General features: G+C 68.0%; 17 protein-coding genes. 9 read left to right on the top strand and 8 right to left on the bottom strand.

All coding sequences use genetic code 11. The annotated features are described in order from the left end of the window. Window positions 1-16: 16 nt before the first annotated feature. Window positions 17-1,393 carry an AarF/ABC1/UbiB kinase family protein gene (locus VFQ64_RS07990; RefSeq protein WP_325102767.1) on the bottom strand — a complete coding sequence of 459 codons (1,377 nt, stop codon included), beginning with the start codon at window positions 1,391-1,393 and terminating at the stop codon, window positions 17-19. Between the two features lie 150 nt (window positions 1,394-1,543). After that, complete coding sequence (locus VFQ64_RS07985; protein WP_325102766.1) at window positions 1,544-2,392, bottom strand: outer membrane protein; 849 nt, start codon at window positions 2,390-2,392, stop codon at window positions 1,544-1,546. A 259-nt stretch (window positions 2,393-2,651) separates the two neighbouring features. Here VFQ64_RS07985 and VFQ64_RS07980 point away from each other — a divergent pair, with 259 nt between their 5' ends. From VFQ64_RS07980 to rfbH, 8 genes are all read left to right on the top strand, one after another. Next, the gene (locus tag VFQ64_RS07980) at window positions 2,652-3,458 is read left to right on the top strand and encodes an aldolase/citrate lyase family protein (protein WP_325102765.1); all 807 of its coding nucleotides are present in this window, start codon (window positions 2,652-2,654) and stop codon (window positions 3,456-3,458) included. Then, window positions 3,455-4,177, top strand: coding sequence for an SDR family oxidoreductase (locus tag VFQ64_RS07975; RefSeq protein ID WP_325102764.1), 723 nt, complete (start codon window positions 3,455-3,457; stop codon window positions 4,175-4,177). Before VFQ64_RS07980 ends, VFQ64_RS07975 begins: the two co-directional genes overlap by 4 nt. Beyond that, window positions 4,161-5,246, top strand: a complete 1,086-nt coding sequence (locus VFQ64_RS07970) for a 3-dehydroquinate synthase family protein (protein WP_325102763.1) — start codon at window positions 4,161-4,163, stop codon at window positions 5,244-5,246. The genes VFQ64_RS07975 and VFQ64_RS07970 overlap by 17 nt, the downstream gene beginning before the upstream one ends. A gap of 72 nt (window positions 5,247-5,318) precedes the next feature. Continuing rightward, window positions 5,319-6,371, top strand: a complete 1,053-nt coding sequence (locus tag VFQ64_RS07965; protein ID WP_325102762.1) for a glycosyltransferase family 2 protein — start codon at window positions 5,319-5,321, stop codon at window positions 6,369-6,371. Next, a complete protein-coding gene (locus VFQ64_RS07960; protein WP_325102761.1) occupies window positions 6,368-7,402 on the top strand; it encodes an NAD(P)-dependent oxidoreductase in 1,035 nt (344 codons plus the stop codon). The genes VFQ64_RS07965 and VFQ64_RS07960 overlap by 4 nt, the downstream gene beginning before the upstream one ends. Further along, the gene (locus tag VFQ64_RS07955; RefSeq protein ID WP_325102760.1) at window positions 7,399-9,216 is read left to right on the top strand and encodes a thiamine pyrophosphate-binding protein; all 1,818 of its coding nucleotides are present in this window, start codon (window positions 7,399-7,401) and stop codon (window positions 9,214-9,216) included. Before VFQ64_RS07960 ends, VFQ64_RS07955 begins: the two co-directional genes overlap by 4 nt. Window positions 9,217-9,220: 4 nt before the next feature. Further along, window positions 9,221-9,616: a GtrA family protein gene (locus tag VFQ64_RS07950; protein ID WP_325102759.1), complete on the top strand. Its 396-nt coding sequence runs from the start codon at window positions 9,221-9,223 to the stop codon at window positions 9,614-9,616. Between the two features lie 54 nt (window positions 9,617-9,670). After that, window positions 9,671-11,002 carry a lipopolysaccharide biosynthesis protein RfbH gene (gene rfbH, locus VFQ64_RS07945; RefSeq protein ID WP_325102758.1) on the top strand — a complete coding sequence of 444 codons (1,332 nt, stop codon included), beginning with the start codon at window positions 9,671-9,673 and terminating at the stop codon, window positions 11,000-11,002. On the opposite strand, the gene rfbG is transcribed toward rfbH, so the two are convergent. From rfbG to VFQ64_RS07930, 3 genes are read right to left on the bottom strand one after another with little or no spacing between them, the layout of a single operon-like run. After that, complete coding sequence (gene rfbG / locus VFQ64_RS07940) at window positions 10,999-12,078, bottom strand: CDP-glucose 4,6-dehydratase (RefSeq protein ID WP_325102757.1); 1,080 nt, start codon at window positions 12,076-12,078, stop codon at window positions 10,999-11,001. The two genes, rfbH and rfbG, sit on opposite strands and share 4 nt — an antisense overlap. Then, the gene (gene rfbF, locus VFQ64_RS07935; protein ID WP_325102756.1) at window positions 12,069-12,839 is read right to left on the bottom strand and encodes a glucose-1-phosphate cytidylyltransferase; all 771 of its coding nucleotides are present in this window, start codon (window positions 12,837-12,839) and stop codon (window positions 12,069-12,071) included. Before rfbF ends, rfbG begins: the two co-directional genes overlap by 10 nt. Beyond that, window positions 12,836-14,434: a hypothetical protein gene (locus VFQ64_RS07930; protein ID WP_325102755.1), complete on the bottom strand. Its 1,599-nt coding sequence runs from the start codon at window positions 14,432-14,434 to the stop codon at window positions 12,836-12,838. The genes rfbF and VFQ64_RS07930 overlap by 4 nt, the downstream gene beginning before the upstream one ends. A 111-nt stretch (window positions 14,435-14,545) precedes the next feature. On the opposite strand from VFQ64_RS07930, the gene VFQ64_RS07925 reads away from it, so the two are divergent. Then, window positions 14,546-15,679 (top strand): SET domain-containing methyltransferase, encoded by a 1,134-nt coding sequence (locus VFQ64_RS07925; protein ID WP_325102754.1) that lies wholly within the window; start codon window positions 14,546-14,548, stop codon window positions 15,677-15,679. A 9-nt stretch (window positions 15,680-15,688) separates the two neighbouring features. On the opposite strand, the gene VFQ64_RS07920 is transcribed toward VFQ64_RS07925, so the two are convergent. From VFQ64_RS07920 to VFQ64_RS07910, 3 genes are all read right to left on the bottom strand, one after another. After that, complete coding sequence (locus VFQ64_RS07920; protein WP_325102753.1) at window positions 15,689-17,557, bottom strand: CHASE4 domain-containing protein; 1,869 nt, start codon at window positions 17,555-17,557, stop codon at window positions 15,689-15,691. Beyond that, window positions 17,557-19,410, bottom strand: coding sequence for a two-component system response regulator (locus tag VFQ64_RS07915; RefSeq protein WP_325103415.1), 1,854 nt, complete (start codon window positions 19,408-19,410; stop codon window positions 17,557-17,559). The genes VFQ64_RS07920 and VFQ64_RS07915 overlap by 1 nt, the downstream gene beginning before the upstream one ends. A gap of 126 nt (window positions 19,411-19,536) precedes the next feature. Continuing rightward, entirely contained in the window at window positions 19,537-20,430 is an 894-nt protein-coding gene (locus tag VFQ64_RS07910; protein ID WP_325102752.1) for an ROK family protein, read from the bottom strand. Window positions 20,431-20,435: the final 5 nt, after the last annotated feature.

The raw sequence follows: 20,435 nt of genomic DNA, 5'->3' as shown, positions 1-20,435 counted from the left end.
CCGGGGCGGTCCCGGATCAGCGTTCAACGGGTGCCGGCGGCAGAGTGCCGGCACCCACCGCGTTGACGGCGCTCGCGGCGAGACCCCGCACATTCACCTTCGCCTTGAGCCTGGCGGCGAGCAGCGCCGTGCCGCTCACCTTGCGCTGTACGAACAGCGTCTCGATGTCCGGCACATGCCAGCTCGCCCGGTCCTCGACGAGGCCGCGCACCTCCTCACGGATCACGGGCACGAAGGCGCGGTCGCCGAAATCGAACAGCTCACCCCGGTTCATCGCCGCGTCGATCGCGGCGATCATCCGATCCACCGCCGGCCGATGCTGGCTCGCTGCGTCGGCACCGAGAAAGCCCGTCTCTACCGCGATCTCGCGGATCAGGTCGAGGTCGCGCGCCAGGCCGGCCTCGATGAGCCTGTGATAGGCGTCAGCGGTAGCAGCAGGCACCGCGCGCGTGGCGCCGAAATCAAGCAGGACCAGGCTGCCGGTGTCCGGCTGCCACCGATAGTTGGCGAAGTTCGGATCGGTCTGCATGACGCCGAAGTCGAACAGCTCGCGCAGCACCAGCGTGATCAACGCGGTCATCGCCACATCGCGGCTTTGCTCGTCCGCTTCCGCCAGCGTTTCGATCGGCCGACCCTCGACGAAGCTCATCGCGAGCACGCGGGACGTGGTCAGCGCCTCTTCTAGGCGCGGCACGACATAGCGGGAATCACTCCCAAGTCGCTCGCCATAGGCGCGCATCTGCGCACCCTCGCGCAGATAGTCGGCCTCCTCCGTAAGCTGCCGTTTCGCCTCGCCGAGCAAGGGCGCGAGATCGAGCGTCGCCGGCAGCAGGCCGGACACGCGCAGTAGCGTCGCGACATTGTCGACGTCCGAGCCGATGCTTTCCGCGACGCCTGGATATTGCACCTTCACCGCCAGGACGCGGCCATCCGGCAGCGTCGCACGGTGCACCTGGCCGATCGAGGCGGCCGCGATCGGGGCGGCCTCGAAGCGGGTGAAGCGACGCCGCCAGTCGGCGCCCCACTCGCTCCGCAGCACGCCGTCGAGCTGCTTGGGCGGCATCCGGTAAGCCTGGTTGCGCAGCCGGGCGAGGATGGCTGAAAGCTCCGGCGGCAACAGGTCGCCGGCATCCATCGAGATCATCTGCCCCAGCTTCATCGCCGCGCCGCGCAGATGCGACAGGCGATCGGCAAGGCGGTTGGCGTTCGCGGGCGTCAACAGCAGGTCGTTGAGCCGCGGCCGCTCGCCCGCCGCGAGCCGGCGCGCGCCTTCCGCGATCATGCCCCCGGCGACGCCGCCCGCGAGGCGACCGAAGCCGCCGAGCCGGGCGATGCGTCCCGATGGGACGGCGCGGCCGCGATCCGATGACCGGTCGCTATCCTCGTCATCCATCAGGTCAGGACCCTCGGCCGGGCGATCGGTGCCGCGGCCGCATGTGAGCAGGACGACAGCCAGCTCGCTGCCGAAAACGGAAACGGGAGGGCTCGTCGCCGAGCCCTCCCGTCCCGATCATGGTACGCCGAGGCGCGACCATCGCGTCGATCAGAAGCGCAGGCCCACCGTCGCGCGCAGGCTGTGCCAGCGAAAACGATCGTCGGAACGACGCAGATTGGTGCCGGCGGTGTTCGGGGCGAGCACGAACGGGTTGGTCGCGGGCGCGGTGCCCTGACCGACGAAGATGTTGTAATCGTCGTCCTTGTAGTTGTGGTAGCTGTACTCGAGCCCGATCGACAGCGCGCGCCCGATCCGCTGCTCGATGCCGCCACCGACGATATAGCCCTTGCGATCGCGGTCATCGGCGGTGGTGGTGAAGCTGTTGGCGGTGTTGGTGGTCGAGAAGCGATGGTCGATCCGGGCATAGCCGAACTTGCCGACGCCATAGAACAGCGTCTGGTCAGCGGCGAGACCGGCGCGCAGGCCGGCCGAGGCCTCCCAGTCGATGCTGCGCTCGAACACATAGTTGGCGGGCGTGGTCGAGAAGCCGGAGGTATAGTCGCGGATCTCGGTCTTGCCGAATTCGCCGACGAGGCCGATCACGAAGGCCCCCATCTGCTTGTCGACGCCGACACGACCATAATAGGACCAGCCGTCACGATCGTTGGCACAGCCGGCGGAACCGCGCGCGGCGGCGACGGCCTGGCCATCGCAGAAACCGGGCGAGAAGGCATTGGCGCCGGCCGCGGTCGAGACCGTGTCGGTGAAGCTGCCGTCGTTGTTGCGGTCGAAGACGATCGAGGCGTTCGGGTTGTTGTTCTGAACGTCATAGCCGCCGGACACTCCGACGTAGACCCCGTCGAATGGCATCCGCCCGGTCTCGTCCTGCGCGGCGGCAGGCGCCGCGACGGCGGCAACGGCGGCGGCGGTGAACAAGGCGAGTTTCTTAGTCATCATGAGCTTTCCCCTAGGAACTGGACGCCGCCTAAACGAGACGATTGCAGAAGCTTTCCCTCCGCGGGGCGATTAGCCATGGCTGTTGCTTTCATGTCACAGACCCCCCGGGGGCATGCGCCACACGACGATGCGTCGCGTGACATGCTTAACGTCTTGGAAACCATCGCCCCATATTGGTCATCAAGCGCGCCCTCGGGATTGACGCGCCGATGTTGGCGGTTGAACCCCGCCGCTCGTCATCAAGGTGGAAGGCGATGCCGTGAACGCTGTCGAAGTCAAAATGCTCGATGCCCTGAAACGTGGGCGCGACGAGTATGGCGTGGTGGCGATCAAGGCCGAGTTCGAAGCCGAAGGCACGCGGCCCGACGAGTATCTGCGGCTGCTGGAGCTGACCCAAAGGGCCGACCTGAAGACCGCGCTGAAGATCGGCGGCTGCGAGGCCGTATCCGACCTTCACGCCTGCCACACCTACGGCATCGACTATGTTATCGCGCCGATGGTGGAGACCCGCTACGCGCTTTCCAAGTTCATCGACGCGAAGAACAAGACGCACGGGCCGCAGAAGCAGCGCACCGAATTTCTGTTCAACCTGGAGACGCAGACGACGCTGGCGAACCTGCAGGAGATGCTGCCGCTCGCCAAGGAAGGCGTCGACGGCATCGTCTTCGGCCGGGTCGATTTCACCCTGTCGCGCGGCATGGCCCGGACGGCGGTGAACGAGCGGTCGATCACCGACGCCGTGCTGCGGGTGGCGCGGGTCTGCCAGGACCATGACCTGGAACTGGTGGTCGGCGGATCGGTGTCGAGCGACGCGGTCGACGCGCTGCGCGAGATCGCCTCGGTGCGGCTCGACCGCTTCGAGACCCGCAAGGTCGTGTTCGCCGGTGACGCGGTCAGGAAAGAGTCGATCTGGGACGGGATCGCCAACGCGGTCGATTTCGAGCTGATGTGGCTCCAGAACAAGCGTGACTATTACCGCCGCATAGCCGAGGAGGATCGCGCGCGCATCGAGATGATGGAACAGCGGACCGCCCGCTTCGCGCCGAAAATCGCGGCGGTCGGTTGAGCGCAGCGCGCGCCATCCGCCGGCTGCTGGTCTTCGGCGCCTCAGGCGCGATCGGCGGCGCGGTGGTCCGCCATGCGCGGGCGCGCGGCTGGGCCGTGCTGGGCGTCGGTCGGGGCGAAGCGCCCGCCGACGCGGAACCGGCGCCGTGGCGACGCTACGATCCCCTCGCCGATGATATCGCCGAAGCCCTGGCGGGCGAACTCCCTTTCGACGGCGTCGCGTTCGCGCAAGGTGCGAACCTCGCCGACTCGGTGCAGAGCTTCGACGCGGCGCGCCACCTGGAGCTTTACCGGGCCAATTGCCTGTCGGTGATCGCCGGCCTGTCGGCGCTGCATGGCGCCGGGCTGCTCGCTGCCGCCGGCGCGCGGATCGCGGTGGTGAGCTCGATCTGGCAGGACCGGGCCCGCGCCGACAAGCTCTCCTACACAGTCACCAAGGCGGCGATCGGCGGGTTGGTGCGCTCGGCGGCGGTGGACCTCGGCGCGGAGGGGCATCTGGTCAACGGCGTGCTACCCGGGGTGCTCGACACGCCGATGACCGCAGCCAACGTCTCGGCCGAGCAACTGGCGGTGGTCCGGGCCAAGACCATGGTCGGCCGCCTGCCCGATCTCGACACCGTCGCCGACCTGATCTGTTTTCTGTGTTCGGCCGAGAACAACAGCATCAACGGCCAGTCGATCACGGTCGATCTCGGGATGAGCAATGCACACCTCCTTTGACGTTTCCAGCTCGACTGGCAGCTATCCGGTCCGGATCGGTCCCGGCCTGATCGAAGAGGCGATCGCTGCCCCGGGTGAGCGGGTGTTCGTCGTCGATGCCTTTGTGGCGGAACGGTTTCGCGCTGCCGGGCTCGAACCGCTGGTCATCGAGGCGGACGAACACGCCAAGTCGCTCGACCGCATCACCGAGGTGATCGTCGCGCTGCGCGAACGGCGCGCGACGCGGGGCACCCGCCTGGTCGCGGTCGGCGGCGGGGTGGTGCAGGACGTCGCCGCCTTTGCCGCGTCGATCTACATGCGCGGTCTCGACTGGACCTATGTGCCCACCACGCTGCTGGCGATGACCGACAGCTGCATCGGCGGCAAATCGTCGATCAACGTGGGCCGCTACAAGAACATCGTCGGCACCTTCCACCCGCCCGCCGAGGTGCTGGTGGACCCCGCAATGACCGCGACCCTGTCCGCCGAGCAACGCGCGGCCGGGCTGATCGAGGCCGCCAAGATCAGCCTGTGCCGGGGCGCGGACAGCCTCGACGCCTATCTGGCCCTCGCCCCGTCCACCATGATGGACACACACGGCTATGCGGCCATCTGCAACCACTCGCTGCGCGCGAAAAAGTGGTTCGTCGAGGTCGACGAGTTTGACGCGAACGAACGCCTCCTCCTCAACTTCGGCCACACCTTCGGCCACGCCCTAGAAGCCGCAACCAACTTCGCCGTCAGCCATGGCATCGGCGTCGGGCTGGGGATGCTGGCGGCGTTAAGGTTGGGGGAGGCGATGGGGCGCAGCTATGTGGCCGCGCCGCAGATCGCCTGCTTTCGTAAGCACATCGCGCGTCTGCTGGACGCGTCGCCGGACCTTCCCGCCGTGCTGTCGCGTATCGCGCTGCCGTCGGTGATGGATGCCTTCGCGTCCGACAAGAAGCATGGCCGTGACCGCTTCGCGCTGATCACCGTCGACGTCGGCGGCCGGGTGCAACGCGAGTTCCTGCCGCGCGACGACCGATCTGCCGCGTTGATCGAGGGCGCGTACACCGCCGCCATCAACGACCGGCTGGGCACGTCTTGAGACAATCTTAACCGGCTTCGCATACCCCTCGTTAGGGTTGCCGCGTGGAGCGGTGCGGGCGGGATTTCCTTTGTGATTCACCAGAACATCTCAGTCGAGGGCGCCACTCCCCTCGCCTTTCCGTGTCGCAACGGCGACGGATCGCGGGTGGAAATTTCCTTCGCGATCCCCTGCTTCAACGAGCAGGCCAATGTCGTCGCAATCTATGAGGCGGTGACCGCGCAAGCCGAGGCGCACGCCGCCAGCCACGAGATCATCTTCATCGACAATCACTCCACCGACCGAACGCGGGAGCTGCTGCGGGAGATCTGCGCGCGCGACCACCGGGTCCGTGCGATCTTCAACAACCGCAATTACGGCCAGATGCGCTCGCCCACCCACGCCATCTTCCAGGCGGACGGGCAGGCGGTGATCGCAATGTGCTGCGACTTCCAGGACGCGCCGGCGCTAATCGGCGAGATGGTGCGGCAATGGCGCGCCGGCGCACAGGTGGTGCTGGGCCAGCGGCGCAGCGAGAAGGTCTCGATGACGCTGGGCCTGATCCGTCGCGCGGGTTACGCGTTCTTCGCCCGCTTCGGCGATTACCCGCTCATTCCCGGCGCGACCGGCTTCGGCCTCTACGACCGTGCGGTGGTCGACACCCTGGCGCAGTGGAACGAGCCGGAGCCCTTTCTGCGCGGCATGGTGGTCGAGAGCGGCTATCGGATGGCGGTGCTGCCGTTCGACCGGCCGCCACGCGCAGGCGGCAAGTCCAGCAACAGCTTCTGGACGCTGCTGAACTTCGCGTTGTCCGGCATCGGCGGCTCCGCAAAGTCCCTGCTGAGGCTGCAGCTGGTGCTGAGCATCTACTTCTTCGTCGCATCGGTGCTGCTGGCGGGCGTGGCGATTTTCCGCTTCATCACGATCGGCTATTCGCCGGTGGCGTTGATGCTAACGGTCATGCTCGGCATGTTCTCGCTGGTGCTGCTGTTCCTGGGGTTGATCGGCGACCAAGTGAGACTGCTGTCCGAGCGGGTACGCAACGTGCCGCTGGTGATCGAGGAGGAGCGCGTCAATTTCCCGCCTTCCCGCGCGGAGCCGACCCGGCGCACCTCAGCGCGCGGACCATTGTCGCTGACCGCATGAGCGACCGCACCTTCGCAGACGATATCGACGCGGCCGTGGACGCGGTCGGCGACGCCTGGCGGACCCTGTCGGGCAAGCGGCTGCTGGTTACCGGCGGGACCGGGTTCATCGGCCGCTGGATGCTGGAAGCCCTGCTCGCGGCCGAGCATCGGTACGGGCTGGGCGCGAAGGTGCGCGTGCTGTCGCGCGACCCCGCGGCGTTCGCGCGCAAGGCGCCCCATCTCGCCGCCGCCTTCGAACTCGTCGCCGGCGACGTGCTGACGCTCCCTGCCTCGGGCGAACCGGTCGACTATGTCCTCCATGCCGCCGCCGATGCCAGCGCCGAGCTGAACCGCACCGACCCGGCCCGGATGTTCGACACGGTGGTGACGGGCACCCGGCGCGTGCTCGACCATGCGGTGGCGGCGAGGGCGACCCGGTTGTTCTTCCTGTCGTCCGGCGCGGTCTACGGCGCGCAGCCATGGGACACCACGCATGTCGGCGAGGACTGGCTGGGCGGCCCTGATCCCCTCGACCCGCGCAACGCCTATGCCGAGGCCAAGCGCGCGGCCGAACTGCTCGGCGCGATCTACCGCAAGCAGCACGGGCTAGAGGTCGTCAACGCCCGCATCTTCGCGGTGTTGGGCCCGCTGCTCAGCCTCGACACTCACTTCGCTGCCGGCAACTTCATCCGCGACGCGCTCGCCGGCCGGACCGTGCGCGTCGAGGGCGCCGGCACAGCAATGCGCTCCTACCTCTATGCCGGTGATTTGACCGCATGGCTGTGGACGATCCTGCTGCGCGCCGCGCCCGGAAGCACCTATAACGTCGGCTCGGAAGAAGCCGTCTCGATCGCCGACCTCGCCCGGCGCACGGCGGCGTTGCTGGGCGATGCCGGGCATGAAGTGCTCGGCCGCCCCGATCCCGGCTGGAACCCCGGCCGCTATGTGCCCGCGACCGCCTTGATCCGCCGCGATCTGGGCGTCAGGCAGCGGGTGGACCTCGACGAAGCGATCCGCCGGACGGCGGCCTCTCACGGATGGCGTCCATGACCAAGATCAAGCTTTCCGTCTGGGTCGCCGAGCAGCTGGTGGCGCACGGCATCCGCGACGTCTTCATGCTGACGGGCGGCGGCGCGATGCATCTCAACCACGCGCTCGGCACACACCGCGAGCTGACCACCACCTTCTGCCACCACGAACAGGCGTTGGCGATGGCGGCCGAGGCTTATTACCGGCTGACCAACCGGCTGGCGGTAGTCAACGTCACCTCCGGTCCGGGCGGTACCAATGCGATCACCGGCGTCTTCGGCGCGTTCGTCGATTCGATCGGGATGCTGGTGATCTCGGGGCAGGTGAAGACCGAGACCACGGTGCGACATTCCGGCCTGCCGCTGCGGCAGCTGGGCGACCAGGAACTCGATATCGAGCCGATCGTCGCGCCGATCACCAAATATGCGACGATGGTCACCGACCCGCGGTCCATCCGCTACCACCTGGAAAAAGCGATCTACCTGGCCACCACCGGCCGGCCGGGACCGTGCTGGCTCGACATTCCGCTCGACGTGCAGGCGGCGCTGATCGACCCCGACGACCTGCTGCCCGGCTTCGACCCGGCGGAGCTCGACGAACCCTGGAAGACGACCGACCTGCAGGCGGCGGCGCAGGCGATCATGGCCCGGCTGAAGGAGGCCAAGCGCCCGGTGATCCTGGCCGGCGGCGGCGTCCGGCTATCGGGTGCGCATGAAGCGTTCATCCGGCTGGTCGAGAAGCTTGGCGTCCCGGTCGTCACTGGCTGGAACGCGCATGATGTCATCTGGAACGATCACCCGCTCTATTGCGGGCGGCCAGGCTCGATCGGCGATCGTGCGGGCAACATGGTGACGCAAAGCGCGGACTTCCTGCTGGTCCTGGGGTCGCGGCTCAACATCCGCCAGGTCAGTTACAATTGGACCAGCTTCGCGCGCGAGGCGTTCAAGGCCTGGGTCGATATCGATCCGCTCGAGCTGCAGAAGCCTACCGTCAAGCCAGACCTGCCGGTCGTCGCCGACCTGAAGGACTTGCTGCCCGTGCTGCTCGATGAGCCCTGGGACGGCCCCAGCACCGAGCAGCGCGAATGGCTGGAATGGGGCAAGGAGCGCGGGCGGCGCTTTCCGGTCGTGTTGCCGGAGTACCAGCACAACCAGCTCTGCCACCCCTATGTCGCGATGGCAGCGCTGTTCGACACGCTCGACGAAGACGACATCGTCGTCACCGGCAACGGCAGCGCCTGTGTTGTCAGCTTCCAGACCGCGCACCTGAAGAAAGGTCAGCGGCTATGGACCAACTCCGGGTCCGCCACGATGGGCTATGACCTGCCCGCCGCGATCGGCATCGCCGCGGCCACCGGCATGAAGAAGCGCATCATCTGCATCGCCGGCGATGGCAGCATCATGATGAACCTGCAGGAGATGCAGACCATCGCCGGCTATGGCATCCCCGTGAAGGTCATCCTGCTCAACAACAGCGGCTATGTCTCGATCTTCCAGTCTCAGCGCAACTTCTTCGACGGCGACGAGGTGGGCGGCGGGCCCAAGAGCAACGTCACCTTCCCCGATTTCTCCCGGCTCGCCGGCGCCTTCGGCTTCACCTATTTCCGTGCCGCCGACCATTGCGCGCTAGGGCCTGTGCTGGCGGAAGCAATAGCCGCACCCGGCCCGGTCCTGTGCGAGCTGATGATCGACGAGCATGTGCCGTTCGCGCCGAAACTGGCAGCGAAGGTCCAGCCGGACGGACGCATAACCTCGCCGCCGCTGGAGGACCTGTCGCCGTTCCTTCCGCGCGAGGTGCTGCGCGAGAACCTGCTGATCGACCTTCTGGACGAATGACGCGATGAGCGACCGCCCGCTACGCTTCCTTGTGGTGGGCGGCATCAACACCGTGGTCGGCATCGCGACCTTTCCCGCGCTCCAGTGGGCGTTCCCGCCGCTCGTGCGCCACTACATGGCGGCGCTGCTGATCGCGCAGGCCGTCAGCCTCCTCTTCGCCTACACCACGCAGAAGCTGCTGGTGTTCAGGACCCGCGGCGGCGGCCTCGCAGAATTCGCGAAATTCTGCTCCTTCTACCTTGGCATCTACGCGCTGAACTGGGCCGCGCTGCCCCTGCTGGTGGAGGTGGTCGGGCTGAAGCCCTGGGTAGCGCAAGTCGGCTTCGTCGTGGCGACGGTGATCGGCAGCTGGTTCTTCCATTCCCGGCTGACCTTCCGATCCGCACCGACGAGCCGTTGACCGCGCGCGCGGCTGCCCGTTAGTGGCGCCCATAAGGGACTGAGGGGTTTTGCGTTGACACTGGACGAACAGCGCGCCGAAATCCTCCGCCTGTCCCGCGCCTATCACGACGCGCGACAGGTGGCGCCGTTCGAGCCCGGGGTTACCTACATCCCGCCCAGCGGCAAGGTGATGGACGCCGACGATTGCGAACATCTGGTCGATGCGTCGCTCGACATGTGGCTAACGGCCGGGCGCTATGCCGACCAGTTCGAGGCGGAGCTGGCGGCCAAGTTCGGGCGCAAGTTCGCCAAGCTGACGGTGTCCGGGTCCGCCGCCAACCTGCTCGCCTTCGCCACCCTCGCCTCGCCGCGCCGCCGTGGTCGTCGGGTACGGCCGGGCGACGAGGTCATCACCGTCGCCGCCGGTTTCCCGACCACCGTCACCCCGATCGTGCAATATGGCTGCACGCCCGTGTTCGTGGATGTCGACCCGGCGACCCACAATGTCGATGTCGACCTGCTGGAGGCGGCGATCGGGCCCAAGACCGCCGCGGTCATGATCGCGCACTCATTGGGCAACCCGTTCGACGCGGCGCGCGTCGCGGCACTGTGCAAGCAGCACGGCCTGCTGATGGTCGAGGATTGCTGCGACGCGTTCGGCGCGACCCTCAACGGCCAGGGCGTCGGCACCTTCGGCGATGTCGCCACGCTCTCCTTCTACCCGGCGCACCACATCACCATGGGTGAAGGCGGGGCGGTGCTGATGAACTCAGCCCTGGACGCCAAGAACTGTGAATCGCTGCGGGACTGGGGTCGCGATTGCTATTGCAAGCCGGGCATGGACAACACCTGCAACAAGCGGTTCGGCTGGAAGCTGGGCCAGTTGCCCAAGGGTTATGACCACAAATACACCTACAGCCATGTCGGGTATAACCTGAAGGTCTCCGACATGCAGGCGGCGGTCGGCGTGTCGCAGCTCAAGAAGCTCGACCGCTTCATCGCGGCGCGACGCGAGAATTTCGATCGCCTGACCCGCGGCCTGCGCGACCGCGGCCTGGACGAGCACTATCTGCTGCCGCAAGCGACGCCGGGCAGCGACCCCAGCTGGTTCGGCTATCTGCTCACGGTGCGTGACGGAAACGCGATCGACCGCAACGTCCTGGTTCGTGAACTCGAGACGCGCAAGGTTGGCACGCGCCTGCTGTTCGCCGGCAACCTGACCAAACAGCCCGCCTTTGCCGATGTGGACTATCGCGTGGTCGGCGAACTGACCCACACCGACAAGATCATGAACGATGCATTCTGGGTCGGCGTGTGGCCCGGCATCGACCAGCCGCGCGTCGATTACATGCTCGACACCCTGGCCGATGTGACGCGGAACTGCTTGAACCGAGCCTACGCCTAAAGCGCGGCTTTCGTCCGGTACGCTTCGACCTGGCGCAGCGTCACGTCGCGCGCGTCGTCTCCGGCGGCGGTGCGCCGGTGCCATTCGACGATCCACCGCAGCGCCTCGTCCAGCGCCAGCGCCGGCCGCCAGCCCAGCATGCTCCGCGCCTTGGACGTGTCGAGCTTGAGCAGGCCGGCCTCGTGCGGCGTCGTGCCCGTCCACGGCGCGGGCGCCGCCGCATCCCCGCCCCACGCCGCGCGAACCTGGTCGACGATCCACGATACCGGCCGCGCATCGTCGTCCGCCGGCCCGAAATTCCAGGCGTCGGCAAAGGCCGCCTCGCCCGCGAGCAGCCGCTCGGCGATCAGCAGATAGCCGCCCAGCGCCTCCAGCACATGCTGCCACGGCCGCACCGCTTGCGGTGAGCGGATCGCCGGCGCCTCGCCCGCTTCGAAGGCGCGGATCAGGTCGGGTATCAGCCGGTCCGCCGCCCAGTCGCCGCCGCCGATCACGTTGCCCGCCCGCACCGAGGCGAGGCCGATCCCCGCCTCCGCCATGAACGAGCGACGATAGGCCGCGATCACCAGCTCGGCCGCGCCCTTGCTGCTCGAATAGGGATCGTAGCCGCCCATCGGATCGCTCTCGCGATAGGGCCACACCCATTCGCGGTTGTCATAGCATTTGTCGGTGGTGACGCAGACCATCGCGCGCACCCCGCCGACCTGGCGCGCGGCCTCCAACACATGGACGGTGCCCATGACGTTGGTGGCATAGGTCTCCACCGGCTGCTCGTAGGAGAGTCGCACCAACGGCTGCGCGGCGAGGTGGAACACCACGTCGGGCCGGGCCGCGCGCATCGCCGCCGACACCGTATCGAGGTCGCGGATGTCGCCCTCGATATGGGTCAGCAGCTCCGTTACCCCCGCGCGCTCGAACAGGCTCGGGTCGGTCGGCGGCGCTAGGGCGAGGCCGGTCACCTCCGCGCCCAGCTGGTGAAGCCACAGCGCCAGCCATGCGCCCTTGAAGCCGGTATGGCCGGTCAGCAGGACGCGGCGGCCCCGCCAGGCGCCTGCCGGAATTGCCCCTACCAGCATTTCCAGGGAGCCTGTCCGCTCGACCACAGCCCCTCCAGCAGGATCTTGTCGCGCAACGTATCCATCGGGTGCCAGAAGCCATCGTGCCGATAGGCGGCGAGCTGTCCGTCGGCGGCCAGCTTTTCCAGCGGCCGCTGCTCCCAGATCGTGTCCGGCCCCTCGACCAGGTCGAGCACGCTTGTGTCCGCGACGAAGAAGCCGCCGTTGATCTGGCCACCGTCGCCGGCGTGCTTCTCGCGAAAGGCGGTGATCATGTCGCCGTCGAATTCGATCGCGCCGAACCGGCCGGGCAGCCCTACCGACGTCATGGTGGCGCTGCGGCCATGGCCCTGATGGAAGGCGATCAGCGCGCGCACGTCGATGTCCGCCACGCCGTCGCCATAGGTGAAACAGAACGGCTCGTCTTCGGTCAGGTAAGGCCGGATCGCCGCGAGCCGGCCGCCGGTCATCGTCGTGGCACCGGTATCGACCAGCGTGATCCGCCAGGGCTCGCTGCGCGACTTGTGCACTTCGAGGCTGTTGGTGTTCAGGTCGACCGTCACGTCGGCGGTATGGAGGAAGTAGTTCGCGAAGAACTCCTTGATCGCATAGCCCTTGTAGCCGAGGCAGACGATGAAGTCGGTGATGCCGCCGGCCTCATAGATCTTCATGATGTGCCACAGGATCGGCATGCCCCCGATCTCGACCATCGGCTTGGGTCGGATCGTGGTCTCTTCGCCCAGCCTGCTGCCGAGGCCGCCCGCCAAGATCACCGCTTTCATGTGCCCGTCATCCCCTTCGTTCGGGCGCCGTCGCCGGGCACCCCCAGTGTGTCAAGCGAAGTGCGCATCGGCCCGGTGGCGGGCGTCGGCGAGGCCGGCCGAGGACGGCATGCGACCGACAGCGCCAGCCCCGCGCCGAAGTCACGGCACTCCCAACGTGGGTCGCGGAACAGCGGTGCCGGCCGGCGGCGAGGGTCCGCGCTGGGCGCGTTGCCGACCCACAGGATGGCCGTGTCTGGCTTCGCCAGCGCGCGCGCCCCAACCAGCGCCGCCGCGTCCGCGCCGACCGGCACTCGCGCGAGCTCGACCGGCGCCTTGCTGCCCGCACGGTGCAGGAAGAAGCCGCCGACCTCGGCGACATTGGCGTCGAGGCCCGTGGACAGCACCGCGGTAGGGTCCGCCCAGAAAAATATTAGGCGTTCCGGCGGCCGCTCCATCAGCCAGCGGCTGGGCAGGTCCATGCCGAACGCATGCCGCTGATCGAGCGAGCGATCGCCCACGCCCGAAGCGGCCAGTCCGAGGCAGGCGATGTTCGCGGCCAGGAAGAACGCCGGCACCGCAACGCTCCCGCGCACCACACCGCCGCGTAAGCACCATGCGAGCCCGAAGATGGCGGCGGGAAGCGTCGGCAGAAAATACCGCATCGCGATGCCCGGCACGACGCAGGCGACCGCGAACAGGAGCAGAAACGCGGCGACCCCCGACAGCCCCGTCCACGCCTCCGGCGAAGGTCGCCACGCAGGCGCATCCCGCCAGTCGCGCGCGCGTTCGACCAGCATCCAGCCGAGCGGCAACGCCAGCAACAGCGCGAACGGCCCGTCGCCGACGATCAGGACCGGCAGGCGTGACAGGTCGCTGATCGCCATGGACGTCGACATCGCCATGCCGCCACCAGCGATCCGCGTGACGAACGACAGATGCAATGCCATCCAGCCGACGAGCAGCGCGAACGGCAGCGCGGCCGGCCACAGCCGCGCCGCCGCTCGGCGATGCACCGCGAGCAGCACCAGCCCCTGCACTAGTCCGGATACCAGCGCGAAATAGTGGGTGAGCCCGATCGCCAGCGTCGGCAACACCCAACGCAGCGCCGCGGCTCGCGTCGGCTCGCGCATCAGCGAACAGAATCCCGCCGCCTGCAATGTGCCGAGCAGGATGAGCAGTGCATAAGGCCGCGCGTCCTGCGCGAACACCGCCATCGGCAGCCACAACAGCAGCACCGTCGCCCACAGCAACCGCATCGTCGCGTCGCGGTGGCCCCAGCGCAGCACGATCAGCGGCGCCGCCAGCGTGAAGATCATGCCGGGCAGCCGCAATGCCTCGGTGGATACCCCGGCAACGCGCGCCCACAGCCAATAGGTGCCGTAGAAGAAGGGTCCGGTCAGCTCGGTCCGCAGCCAATGCCACAGCCCGGCCCCGCTCGGCTGTCCGGCGATGACGCCGGTGAAGGTCTCGTCGAACCATAGCGGCATGCCGTCGCCATGGGTCAGGCGCGCCAGTGTCCCCAGAACAAGGGAAGCGATGAGCAGCGCCGGGCGCCACCACCGCGCCACACTCTCCTCGAAGAGTTTGGCAGATGGAAGGACGAGCGAGGCCATGCCCTCCCCTATCCACCCGAAACTGCGTAATGGTTAACGCTGCAGTGATGGACCTTTGTTGAGGCCGTGTTTACCATTACGCGCGGCGCATAGAAGGGGGCGTCGCGGGCTATGACCACCGGAACCTGGCTCGCGGTCGCGGTGGTGCTCAGCCTGTCGGGTTATGCGCTCTACCTCGTCGGCCTGCGCCGCCATCTTGTCGAGCCCAACCGCGCCTCATGGCTGATCTGGGCCACTGCCGCCGGGATCGAGGCGGCGACCTATGCGGCGGTCAATCCCGGCGCGCCGCAGACCTGGGTGTTCGGGCTTTCGGCCGTCGCGTGCACCGTCGTCACGCTGACCATGTGGCGGCGGTCCCGCTGGCGGGCGCCGAGCGCGGCCGAGGGCGTCTGCATGGCGGCGTCCTTGGGCGCAATCGCCCTGTGGCTGGCGTTCCACGAGACCTTCTGGGCGCACATGCTGGTCGTCGCCGCCGTGCCGATCAGCTTCTGGCCGACCTGGGCCAGCGTCTGGGAGGATCCGGCGCGGGAACGGTCACCGGCCTGGGGATTGTGGACGCTCGGCGACCTGGCGACGCTGATCGTCGTCGCCAACAGCGGCGCGACCCAGGTCGGCGAATACGCCTACATCCTGGTCGAACTGCTGGCGCACGGCAGCGTCTGGCTGATGGTCGGCCTCGCCAGCCTCAATCCCGCGCGCTCCCTGGGGCTGCGCGGCGGGCCGTTCTATATCCTCGATGCCTATCGCCCCCGCCCCAACCCGTTCGCGGTCGGGGAAAGTCACCTGGGCAAGGCCGTGTTCGCCGCGCAGAACTTCGCGCAAGGCGACACCCTGCTCCGGTTCGCCGGTCGCCGTGTGCGGCATGTCCCGCTCGATGCCCAAGGGTCGCGCGATCGGTTTGTGCAGGTCGGCGACGGCGAATATCTCGGGCCGTCGGGGCGGGTCGACGACCTCGTCAACCACAGTTGCGATCCCAATGCCGGGCTGCGCTTCCAGGACAGAGGGGTGTTCCTGATCGCGATCCGGCCGATCGCGCGGGGTGAGGAGGTCACCTGGGACTATTCGACGACACTCCGCGACAGCGCCTGGCGGATGCCCTGCGACTGCCGCTCGGCCCAGTGTCGCGGCATGATCGGCGACTTCGCGACGCTGCCGGACGCACGCCGCGCCTGGTTCGTGGAGCGCGACCTGGTCGCACCCTATCTGCGCAAAGCTGCCGCCCCTTCGCGCGCGTTCGCCGCGTAGTACCGCAGGCTATGCGGCCTCGGCGAGTTCCTGTGCCGCCACCTTCAGCGTCAACACCGCCACCGCGCCCTGGCCCCGGCCCGCGCTTTCGAGCCGCAGCGCCCCCTCCATTGCCGTCATCGAGTTGGCGCACCAGTGCAGGCCAAGGCCGCCGGACTTGTGCGCGCGGGTGGAAAAACCCCGCTGGAACAGCGTCGCTTCCACCTCGCCGTCGAAGCCCTCGCCGTCGTCGCGGATCGACACGATCACCTCGCCGTCCCGCTCCACTACGGTGACCGCAATTGCGCCGCTGTTCGTCCCGCGCGAGGCGATCGCCTCGGCCGCGTTGCCGAACAGGTTGCCGATTACCTGGCTCAGGATGACCCGATTGGCCATCACCCGATGGGGGGCAGACGGGAAGGAGAAGGCGATCGATGCCTTGTCGGAATAACGCGCGATGGTGGCGTTGCGCGCGACGATCTCGGTGACGTCACAGGGCTCCAGCGGCGGCCGCTCGTGCGCCTGCTTTTGCTGTTGGCCGATGATCTCCAGCACATGCGCCATCGCCTCGCGCCCGACCTCGAGCTCACCGCGCATGACATCGCGACTGGTCGCCCACGCATCGAGGCCGGCGGTGACGAACGCGGTGAGCTTGTGCCGACGCGCGGTCGGCAGGTCGTCGCGCGCGAGTTCGGCGATCGCTCGATCCAGCATGGTGCGCTCCACCGGCGGTGGTTGCGCTATACCCTGCGACAAGATTGTAGAAACGGGGTTCAAGGCATTGCGAACATTGTGCATGACCGCCACCGCGCTCTCCGAACGACCCAGCGCGAAGCTCTGCACTTCGATCTGCTCGCGCAGCTCATTCAGCTGCCGCAGCATGGCATTGAAGCTGCGTCCCAGCGAGCCGATCTCGTCGCGCCGCCGGTCTTCGTCGAGCAGCGCAAGCGAGCCCGACCCGCGCACCCGCTGCATGTGCGCCTCGACCCGGTGCAACGGCTTCAGCACCTGTTGCGCGATCATCCGCCGCAGCACCAGCAGGACCAGCAGCAACAGCACCGTGCTACCGGCCACCGCCAGCAGCAGCATCCGCCGGCCGAGCAGGGAGACCTCACGCCGCACGCCGAATCGGACCGTCGCGACGGGGCCGTCGGGCCCGACCACCGGCACCTGGATCTCGGCGAGCGCGCGGCTGGGGGTCAGGATCTCAACCGCATTGCCCGCAGCCGGTGCGATCCGTGCGTCCAGCCGCAATAATCCCGCGACTTGCTCGGACGTCAGCACCCGCGCCATTACGACATGGCCGCGCGGGGTACCGGAGCCGTCGGAGCGACGCACTTGCGCCACCCCCACCGCAGCGACCTCCGGGCCCACCCGCATGTACAGATAGCCGGAATTACCGTTCTTCAACGTGCGCTCCAGCCTGGTGCGCGCGATCGCCGCGACCAGCCTGCGCTGCATCTCAGGCTGTTCGACCGCAGAGTCCCTCCCCAGCCAGCGCGCGATCACCACCCGGCCGCGGGGCGCGACATAGGCCATGCCCTGCACACCCAGATTGCGCATCGCCAGCGGCGAGAAGCTTTCCTGCTCGAACGCTCGCGTCGGTTGCGCCATGTACTCATAGCTGGCGGTCCAGTCGCCATAGTCGCGGACCGCGCTCTCCACCTTGGAGCCATATTCCGACAGCGCCGCCGCGGTGCGCTCGACATGGCCGTCGATCGCCTGTCGCTCGAGGGCGTTGAAGTTGGGGGTGATTACGACCGCGAGCAGCACGGTGATGCCGAGCGCGCCGGCGAGTCCGGTCGCGGTCAGGATCAGGACCAGCTTGGCGCCGAGCGACGCCGGATCGGGCCACCGCCAGCGCCGACGGTGCCGAGCCGGCCGCGCGGGCGGGGGCATCAGCCCAGCGTCCCGCCGCCGCGCCTGGCGCCGGTCTCATCGTTTTCGGCGCCGAGGAACCGCTGATGCGCCATCTCACGGGCCGCGTCCGCCGACATCGGGCGGGCGAAGAAGAAGCCCTGGAGGTGGCTCGCGCCCGCAATCCGCAACATCTGCACCTGCGCGGCCGTCTCGACCCCTTCGGCGATGACGCCGAGCCCCAGCGCACGGCCGAGGTGGACGATCGAATGCACGATCGCCGCCGACTCCCGCTCGCGGCCCATGCCGTCGATGAACGACCGGTCGATCTTGAGACAATCGAGCGCGAACTTGCGGATGTTGTAGAGTGAGGAATAACCGGTGCCGAAATCGTCCAACGCGATGCGGAAGCCCATCTGCCGCAGCTTGTACAGCGTCTCCGCCGCGCGCTCGGCGTCGTCGAAGATCGCGGTCTCGGTGATCTCGATCTGCAGCCGCGCCGGGCTGATGCCCGCGCGCTGCACGCACTCCATGATGTAGCCGACGAAATTGTGCCGCCGGAACTGCCGCGGCGAGAAATTAACGGACACATACTGCCCCGGCCACGCCTTCAGCTCGTTCAGCGCCGCATGCAGGACCCAGTCGCCGAGCTCATGGATGAGGTTCGACTCCTCCGCGATCGGGATGAAGGTGGACGGGCTGATCGGCCCATAGTCCTTGGTGTTCCAGCGCAGCAGCGCCTCGAATCCTTCTACCTCGAAATCGTCGCGAGACACGATCGGCTGGTAGGCGAGGCTGAGCTCGCCCCGGGCCATCGCCTCGCTCAACCCACCCTCGATGCGGCGGCGGAAGCGGATGCCCTCGTCCATGCTCTCGTCGAACAGCCGGACGACCCCGCGGCCCGCGCGTTTGGCGTCGTTCAGCGCCAGGTCGGCGCGCCGCACCACGTCGATGGGATCGCGGCCCTCTCCGCCCTCGGTCACGATCAGCCCGGCCGACGCGCCGCCCTGGACCGAGTGGCCGAACACCGCGACGGTGGTGGAGACCGCCGCGATCAGCCGGTCGCAGGCCATCCCTGCCGCGGCTTCGCCCGGCGTATCGAACAAGACGCCGAATTCGTCGCCGCCCAGCCGCGCGATCAGCGCCTCCTCCGGCGCCGCCTCGTGCAACATCGTGCACACTTCGCGGAGCAGCGCGTCGCCCGCGAGATGGCCCAGCGTGTCGTTGACCAGCTTGAACCGGTCGAGGTCGATCATCGCCATCGCAAACAGGCCGGGCCGCTTTGCGCGGTCGCCCAAGGCCCGTACGAAGGCGAGACGGTTCGGCGCGTCGGTCAGGGAATCGTGGGTCGCGATATGAACGGCACGGCTCTCGTTGGCCGCCAGCTCGGCGGCCTGGACTTCCAGTTGCTCGACATGCTGCGCCAGCCGCGCGCGGGTCTCCGCCAGCGCACGATCGTTGAACCATCGCGCGACCAGCGCAGCCGCGGTCTGCCGCACTTCTGCGACCTCGAACGGCTTGGCGATGTAGAAGATCTTGTCCGCCGGCCCCGCCACCTTGCTGATCTCCAGCGGCGAAAAGTCGGAATAGCCGGTAACGATGACGATATTGATGTGCGGATCGAGCGCGCGGATGCGCTTTGCGGTTTCGCGCCCGTCGATGCCCGGCGGCATGCGGATATCGATGTACGCGACCGCGAACGCCTGCCCGCTTGCCAGCGCGGCTTCCACCAGCGCCACCGCTTCCAGCCCTTGTGTTGCGTGCGTCAGCTCATGGCATGGTTCGTCCGGGGTCTCCGCGGGTGAGTCGTCCCACAGATCGGCCGCCATTGCCTCCAGGGCATCGCCTTCCTGGCTGCGGCTGCTCGCGAAGCTGCGGCGATAGCTGTCGTGCATCCCCTGCTCGTCGTCGACGATGAGGATGCGGCTCGGCGCGGCTTCGGTCTGCAAGGCGGCTCTTCCCACTGGTCGGCGCGCGAGATGAGGCTCCCGGCACGGTTCACTTCGGGTAAGACGACACGGTTAAAGCGCCGTTAAAGCCTGCTGCCCGAGCAGGATCGCGCCGATCGGACCGGCGCGGTCGCCGAGCCCTGCGGGCACGACGAACGTATCGGCGATGGCCACCTCCGGTAGCATCGAATAGCCGGCCAGGCTTCGGGTCATCGCGGCCCGGATGCGCGGCAGCAGGTGACCCGCCCCGGTCATCACGCCGCCGCCCATCACGATCCGCCGCGGTACGCCGGTCAGCACCAGCAGGTGCAGCAACTGTCCCAGGGCATGGACGACGCCCTCCCAAACAGGATCGTCCGTCTCGAGATCTTCCGCCTTGCGCCCCGCCCGTGCGGCGATCGCCGGACCGGAAGCGAGCCCCTCCAGACAGGCGCCGTGAAAGGGACAAGAACCGATCCACTCGTCGCCTGGCAACCGCAGCGGTCGAAAATGGCCAAGCTCCTGGTGCGTCAACCCGTCGACCGGCTTGCCGCCCGCGATCAGCCCAACCCCGATGCCGGTACCGACCGTGACATAAGCAACATCGTCCAGCCCCGCCGCCGCGCCCCAACGCGCCTCAGCCAGCGCCGCGCCCACCACGTCGGTGTGGAAGCCGACCGGAACACCGTACCGCCGCCTCAGCCGCCGGCCGATGTCCGTGTGCGCCCAGCCCGGCTTGGGCGTGACCGTCACCTGACCCCAATCGGCACCCGCCCGGTCGACGCCGATCGGCCCGAAACTGGCAACGCCCAGGCCTGCGAAGCCGATCCAGCGGTCGAGCACCGCCTCGATGCCCGCCAGCGTCTCGGCCGGCGTGGTCGTGGGGAGGCGAACCTCCTCTTCGACGGCGTCGGGCCCATTGCCCAGGATCACCACGCATTTAGTGCCGCCCAGCTCCACACCGGCGACGAGGGGCGCGCTCTCCATCACCT

The organism is Sphingomonas sp. (assembly GCF_035714405.1).
GTDB lineage: Bacteria > Pseudomonadota > Alphaproteobacteria > Sphingomonadales > Sphingomonadaceae > Sphingomonas.
This window is presented reverse-complemented; position numbering and strand designations above follow the sequence as displayed.

Bases quoted from the DNA above. Each gene is read 5' to 3' on its own strand.
- VFQ64_RS07990 (WP_325102767.1), bottom strand. From the start codon at position 1,393: ATGGATGACGAGGATAGCGACCGGTCATCGGATCGCGGCCGCGCCGTC.
- VFQ64_RS07985 (WP_325102766.1), bottom strand. From the start codon at position 2,392: ATGATGACTAAGAAACTCGCCTTGTTCACCGCCGCCGCCGTTGCCGCC.
- VFQ64_RS07970 (WP_325102763.1), top strand. From the start codon at position 4,161: ATGCACACCTCCTTTGACGTTTCCAGCTCGACTGGCAGCTATCCGGTC.
- VFQ64_RS07960 (WP_325102761.1), top strand. From the start codon at position 6,368: ATGAGCGACCGCACCTTCGCAGACGATATCGACGCGGCCGTGGACGCG.
- VFQ64_RS07955 (WP_325102760.1), top strand. From the start codon at position 7,399: ATGACCAAGATCAAGCTTTCCGTCTGGGTCGCCGAGCAGCTGGTGGCG.
- VFQ64_RS07950 (WP_325102759.1), top strand. From the start codon at position 9,221: ATGAGCGACCGCCCGCTACGCTTCCTTGTGGTGGGCGGCATCAACACC.
- rfbG (WP_325102757.1), bottom strand. From the start codon at position 12,078: ATGCTGGTAGGGGCAATTCCGGCAGGCGCCTGGCGGGGCCGCCGCGTC.
- rfbF (WP_325102756.1), bottom strand. From the start codon at position 12,839: ATGAAAGCGGTGATCTTGGCGGGCGGCCTCGGCAGCAGGCTGGGCGAA.
- VFQ64_RS07930 (WP_325102755.1), bottom strand. From the start codon at position 14,434: ATGGCCTCGCTCGTCCTTCCATCTGCCAAACTCTTCGAGGAGAGTGTG.
- VFQ64_RS07925 (WP_325102754.1), top strand. From the start codon at position 14,546: ATGACCACCGGAACCTGGCTCGCGGTCGCGGTGGTGCTCAGCCTGTCG.
- VFQ64_RS07920 (WP_325102753.1), bottom strand. From the start codon at position 17,557: ATGCCCCCGCCCGCGCGGCCGGCTCGGCACCGTCGGCGCTGGCGGTGG.
- VFQ64_RS07915 (WP_325103415.1), bottom strand. From the start codon at position 19,410: ATGCACGACAGCTATCGCCGCAGCTTCGCGAGCAGCCGCAGCCAGGAA.
- VFQ64_RS07910 (WP_325102752.1), bottom strand. From the start codon at position 20,430: ATGGAGAGCGCGCCCCTCGTCGCCGGTGTGGAGCTGGGCGGCACTAAA.